The sequence below is a fragment of the Arthrobacter sp. Cza30 genome, assembly GCF_059090765.1.
On record NZ_JBNHGA010000011.1, the window covers coordinates 152354 to 158684 of the forward strand.

Sequence of the window (6331 nt, forward strand, 5' to 3'; positions counted from 1 at the left end):
ATGCCCTACGTCAACGTGGAATAGAAGCACGCACACCCACTGATCTACCGCCTCCTACCGGGGCGGTTTTTTCATGCCCACCCTTAGGAGGAACCATGGCCAGCGGCTACTACCCTGCTGGACAATCCCAATCCCAACGCAGCGTGGCCGCAGTACGGCTTCCCGTCCCGCGCCGGGTACAAGCCCACCGGCACCATCATTATTCACATGCAGAATGCGCCATGGACCTCGCCGGCGCCGACAACTCCGCGGAGAACGCGCATCGAGGATCAGCCGCCGCATTAGCTGTGCCTCCTACCACCGGCTTAGCGACTCCGACTCGCGCATTGCCATGGTCCCCTGCAGCTACGAGGTGTGGCATGACTCGGAGGTGTGGCAAGACTCCGAGACGAACCCCTTGGGATATCGGCATCAGCGCTGCCGTCATAGCCCACCGTTGGACCGACACCCCCAAGGCACGCCCCGACAAGATTTGCCGCAACCGTCACTCCGGCGGCCGGCGCGCTGGCACGAATCGCGGCCCTCCCCCGTGTGAATGCGCTGCTGTCCCGGATCGAGCTCGGCACCACACCCAAGCAGTACGTCGTGCCGGTCATCCTAGACAAGCCACAGCACCGGGCTACGAACGATGGGCCAATCCCCGGCTAAGCACCGCTGCAGTAGCGATTTAAATTGGCCTCGCCCTCCACCGTGAGGGCGGGCCAATTTCTTGTTAAGGGACAATGAGCACATGCCCCCTCAAAATAAGATTGCACGCCGAACCTTGTTATTAGCTGGGCTTGCCGCCGGCGGTGCAGGGGCGACAATGTTGGTGTCGGGGTCATTTACGCGAACCCTCGAACGGCGGGCCCCCGGGACGGCGACGGGTGTAAAACTGACAACCCTCCCGACGCCCCTATCATCCAGGTGGGGGTTTAACTCAGGGCCTCAAGTATTTACGGCAAACGGGCACGAATACGTAGTCTATGTGCGCGACGACTCCAAGCCGGTGATAACCAGGCGCGCAGTAGGCGACCCCGATTGGGAAGAGCCTGTTGCGATGGACAGTATTTTCGGCACACAGGCGCAGGACGGCCACAACTATTACGCGGTGGCAGTTGACAGGGACGGGTACGTGCACATCTCCGGAAACATGCACGTATCGCAACTGCTCTACGCAAAGTCCAATCATCCGCACAGCATCGCCGACGGCTTTACTGCCGCAGAAATGGTCGGAGCCGAAGAGAACCACGTCACCTACCCCGAATTTGTGCTGACCAAACACGGGCTGTTGTTCTCCTACCGCAACGGGACGTCCGGATCGGGAGAAACGTACCTAAACCGCTACGATTCCGCCACCAAGACATGGACGCGCATCTGCCACCTATTTTCCGGTGCCCAAGCCGAATCTGCATATAGCAGCCGAATCGCACCAGGTCGGGACGGGAGCTTGCACCTCGCATACAACTGGCGGGCCACCCCATCGCCACAAACGAACCACGATGTGTGCTACGTACGTTCGACGGACGGCGGGATCTCCTGGCACGACATTGCAGGACACGAACTGCCGACGCCCCTAACCCCAGACTCAAAGTCTTCGATTGCACTGCCCACAGCAGCCTCAGGCTCCGGCCTGCTCAACATGCCAGCTTGCGACGTTGATGCCGACGGGCGGCCGCACATTACGTTCCTTATTTACGATGCCGCCGGCGCGCACAACTGCAAACACCTATGGCATGACGGTACGGCATGGCGGCACGAGTTCGTAACAGCGGGAACGCACGGCATGGATCTCACTGGCACACTTACTGACGCTACAGTAGGGCGCCCCGATATCGTGTGCTCTGGTACCGGGAGGACGTACGTGTTGTGGCGGTCCATAAAGGACGGCAAACGCGGAACGTTCTGGGCCATCGACGCGTCCACCCCGGGCGCACCTCGGGAGATCGCGCTTGCCAGGGTGGACCTTCACTATGCAGAGCCGTCCGGGCACGACATGGCAGCCCTCCGCGGCGGGGTGCTAAAAATCCTTCTGTCCCCGCAACCTCATGGCATCGGCCCGACAGCCGAGGAATATGGCGACCCCGAGGCCTGGGAAAGCCAGTGGGGCGGCATCCTTACGGCCGACTTGGACACCCTGCCGTAAGCCACTGTTCGGGGCCTAGTCCCCGGCACGTCCGTGTTCGAACCCGTCGAATAATGGACTGTGAACAAAGTCGACGTCGCCAAAAGCCACCATCCTCATGCTGCCCACCAGAGGTTGGGTTCCCGGCTTTATCAAGCACCCCGCCACTAGAGCGCCCTACAACCGAGAACCATACGTTCCAGTCCGACTGGAGGACGACAGTCGACGCGAAGGCAATCGGCTGGACCGACCAGCAGGTGCACCTAGATTGGCAAGACGCCGACTTCGAAATGCACACCCAGATGGGTGCCGGCCGCGAACATGGAGCGAATCCGCCGGGAAAAATCGGATTGGCGGGCCCCTACGACATGACCGCATGATGTCTGCAATCGACGAGTCTTCTGCAGCCAGACTAATTGCTGAGACAGCGATTCGGTCCGCTAAAAAGCAGCACTGAAGTCTCGGTGCTGCGCTCCCGGCGGACCACCCTTAATCTGGCATGGAAACTGGCTCCCATCTCATGAGGGAATCCTCGAGATGCAAGAATGGCTGGCTGCACTCCGAGACTGAACCGCCGCTCGCCGCCGACTCCTGGCGCAGGGCTCCCGCCCGCCTGGCGGCGCGCCGCTGAGAGGCAGCAGCACACAGTAACAGCGGGCTAACAGTTGTCGACTTTCGTGGAAACGCACCCTCTCGCTCAGCGTTTCTGCCCCTGCGGCTGATAACGTTTAACCCACGCCCTTGAGCCGACGCTTCGCCTTTGCTGACCGGAGGTTGCGGCTCTCTTGACCCGGCCCGTTCGTGCCCTATTGTCCGGAGCATTTCATGCCCAGCTTCCGCAGCCCCGCAGCCTTTTCCAAACGAAACCAGCGAGCCACTGCTCGTTTGGCCAGCGCAACCGCCGTCGTGATGGCGGTGGGCCTCCTGATGGCCCCCGGTGCATCCGCACAGGACGTGCAGCAGCCAGCGCCGGACTCGCAAGCGTCGACACCCGACGGTGCCCTGCTGCAGGCACCCGCTGCCACCGGTCTGGGAACAGCACAGCCTTCGCCCTCAGATCCGGCGTCCGGCGACTCGTTTGGCAATGAGTCCCAGATCGACGACGAAACCGGACTGACGCCGGGCCTCGAACAGCCTTCTGAGGGCACACCACCTTCCTCCCCCGCCGTCGCCACGGAAAAAGCCACGCTCCAGCCATCCCCCGAAGCCGGCGACACGACCCCGACGGAAGACGAACCGGAATCCGTCGAGGTGCCGGTCGAGGAGCTCAGCCAGGAGCAACTCCTTGAACTCCTGAAGACCCTACAGGGCGAACACGGCGCCGACATGGGCCAAGGCCTCCAGCAGCGCCGGGAACGTGAGCGGGAACTGGAACAGCCGGAAGTGCTGGCAGAACTCGACGCCCAACTGGAAGTCCTCGACATCGAACGCACCAGTGTTGCGGCACCCGCGGCGCTCCCGTCGTTCAGCCGCACCAGATGGAAGCCCAGCGGCGTCCAAGGCATGGACGTCAGCAGCCACCAGCCCAACGTCAACTGGAAAACCGAGTGGAACTACGGCGCCAGGTTCGCTTACGTGAAGTCGACCGAGGCCTTGTCGTACAAAAACCCCTTGTTCCCGTCGCAGTACTCCGGCTCCTATAACGTCGGCATGATCCGGGGCGCGTACCACTTCGCCATCCCCAACGTCTCGTCGGGCAAGGCGCAGGCGGACTACATGGTGAACAACGGCGGCGGCTGGTCCGCCGATGGAAAGACACTGCCGCCCCTGCTGGACATCGAGTACAACCCCTATCCGGAACTGGGCAACACCTGCTACAGCATGTCCCCGACGGCCATGGTCAACTGGATCAAGGACTTCTCGAACACCATCAAGGCCCGCACCGGCCGCCTCCCGGCCATCTACACCACCGCGGACTGGTGGAACAAGTGCACCGGCAACAGCACGGCCTTCAAGAACCACCCGCTGCACGTCGCGCACTACACCACCGGCACCCCCTGGCTGCCGGCCGGCTGGACTTCCTACGACATTTGGCAGTACAGCTCGACGGGCCCGTACTCGGGCGACTCGAATGTGTGGCGGGGTTCCTACACCGAACTGCAAAACTTCGCCCGCAACCGGACCATCACGTGGGATCGCACCCAGCGCTACGCCGCACCGGGCGACTTGAACCGGGACGGCAACGGCGACCTGCTTTCCCGACGGACGGACGGCTCACTCTGGTTCTACCCCGGCAACGGTTCGGGCGGCTACAAGTCGCCGTCCCGAATCGGCGACGGCTGGCAAATCTACAACCTCCTAATCGGGACCGGGGACTATAACGGGGACAAGTTGAACGACCTGCTGGCCCGGCAGACCGACGGGTCGCTGTGGCTGTACAAGGGCAAGGGTAACGGCGACTTCCAGGCAGGCGTGCGGATCGGCAGCAGCGGCTGGAACGGCTTCACCCACATCATCGGCCCCGGCGACCTCAACCGCGACGGCACCAACGACCTCCTGGCCCGGCGGTCGGACGGCACGATGTGGCTCTACGAGGCGCCCGGCAATGGGCAGCACGGTAGCCGTACCCAAGTCGCCACAGGTTGGGGCAGCCAGACCAAGCTGACCGCGCCCCGTGACTTCACCGGCGACGGGCGCGTTGACGTCCTGGCAACTAAGGCAGACGGAACCCTGTGGTTGCACGCAGCAACCGGCAATACCGGCATGAGCACCTTCGCGGCTCCCCGCAAGATCGGGTACGGATGGGCGGGTTTCGCCGAAATCCTCGGGGCTTGGGACAATGACCGGGACAAGAAGCACGATGTGATCGCCATCCGCCCCGACGGAGCGCTGACCTTCTACAAAGGCACCCAGATGGTAGATTCCGAGGGCTACATCCCTAGGACGCTTGTCAGCAGCATCTGGAAGCCATTTGAAATGGTGGTGACACCGGGCGACTTCACCGGCGACGGGCGCAGCGACCTCATTGGTCGGAAGCCAGACGGTACTCTCTGGCTGCTGCGGGGCACCGGCAAGGGAGACTACGGCGCTCCGGAACGCATCGGGCACGGCTGGCACATCTACAGCTCCGTCCTCGGAGTCGGCGACTACAACGGGGACGGGAAGAACGACCTCGTGGCTCGTCAGACGAACGGGACCCTGTGGTTCTACGCCGGCACTGGCACCGTCGGCGGTTCCAACGAAGGCTATAAGCGCAGGGTGAACATCGGGACCAGCGGATGGAACCAGTTCGAGGTACTGGTAGGCACGGGCGACGTCAACCGCGACGGCAGGAACGATCTGCTCGGCGTCCGCTCTGACGGCTCAGCTTGGCTGTACGCCGGCCCGGGCAACGGCCAGCACGGCTCCCGCACACGTATCGACACGGGCTGGCATTACTCGCAGATCGTCGGCGTCGGCGACTACGACGGCAACGGTACGGAGGACGTGGTGGCAAGCAAGTCCGATGGCTCCCTTTGGCTGCGCCAAGGACGCGCGGCCAAGACCGCTTCGGGCGCGTGGTTTAACGCGGAAAGGAAAATCGGCATCGGCGGCTGGCAGCAGTACCGGCAAATCCTGGGGCCGGGCGACAGCACGTCCGACAACAAGGTGGACCTTCTGGCCACAACCAGCGCCGGCGCCCTGTGGCTCTACCGAGGCACCGCCATGACGGACGACGGGTATGCCAAAGGACGCAGTGTGGGAAAGATCTAAGCTGTTCAGGTAGGTCCACCCCTCCGACGTCAGGATTCACTGTTGTCCATCGCGTCCCGCCTTCAGCCTCTCGCCGCCCGGATCATCACCGAGGCCAACAGCGTGCTGACGGAACGCCGCGTGCGAACCCGGCTGGCCGACGCCAACAGGGACGCCGGTAACCGGTTCGACTGCGTCCTGTACTTCGCTGACGGCCCGGACAGCGCCTATCAGGTCAGGCAGTGGCTGGCTCCCATGGCCAAGCTGGCGGAGCGCCACCGGGTCGCGGTTCTGGTCCACCGGCCAGCCACGGCCGCCGAACTGCTTCCTGATTCCCCGCTGCCGGTGTTCCTCACCAAGGGCATCGCGGAGGTGGAGGCATTCATCGAACGCGCCGGCGCCCGGCTGGTGTTCTACGTCAATAACAACCGCGATAACTTCACGGTTCTCCGCCTGCCGGCTCAGGTGCACGTGCCCAGCAAGTCACAGGAATTCACCCAAATAAATAAATTAATCAACCACAAACAAAACGACAACATAACCTAAAAACACCCC

The 6331-nt window shown here is 62.9% G+C and carries 3 protein-coding genes; all 3 read left to right on the forward strand.

Annotated features, from left to right (window positions below; translation table 11 throughout):
• Positions 1-805: 805 nt before the first annotated feature.
• Positions 806-2125 carry a BNR repeat-containing protein gene (locus AC5RVZ_RS29615; RefSeq protein WP_494069193.1) on the forward strand — a complete coding sequence of 440 codons (1320 nt, stop codon included), beginning with the start codon at positions 806-808 and terminating at the stop codon, positions 2123-2125.
• An 804-nt stretch (positions 2126-2929) separates the two neighbouring features.
• Entirely contained in the window at positions 2930-5797 is a 2868-nt protein-coding gene (locus AC5RVZ_RS29620) for a GH25 family lysozyme (RefSeq protein WP_494069187.1), read from the forward strand.
• A gap of 42 nt (positions 5798-5839) precedes the next feature.
• On the forward strand, positions 5840-6322 hold the full coding sequence (locus tag AC5RVZ_RS29625; protein ID WP_494069188.1) for a hypothetical protein: 483 nt from the start codon (positions 5840-5842) through the stop codon (positions 6320-6322).
• Positions 6323-6331 lie beyond the last annotated feature (9 nt).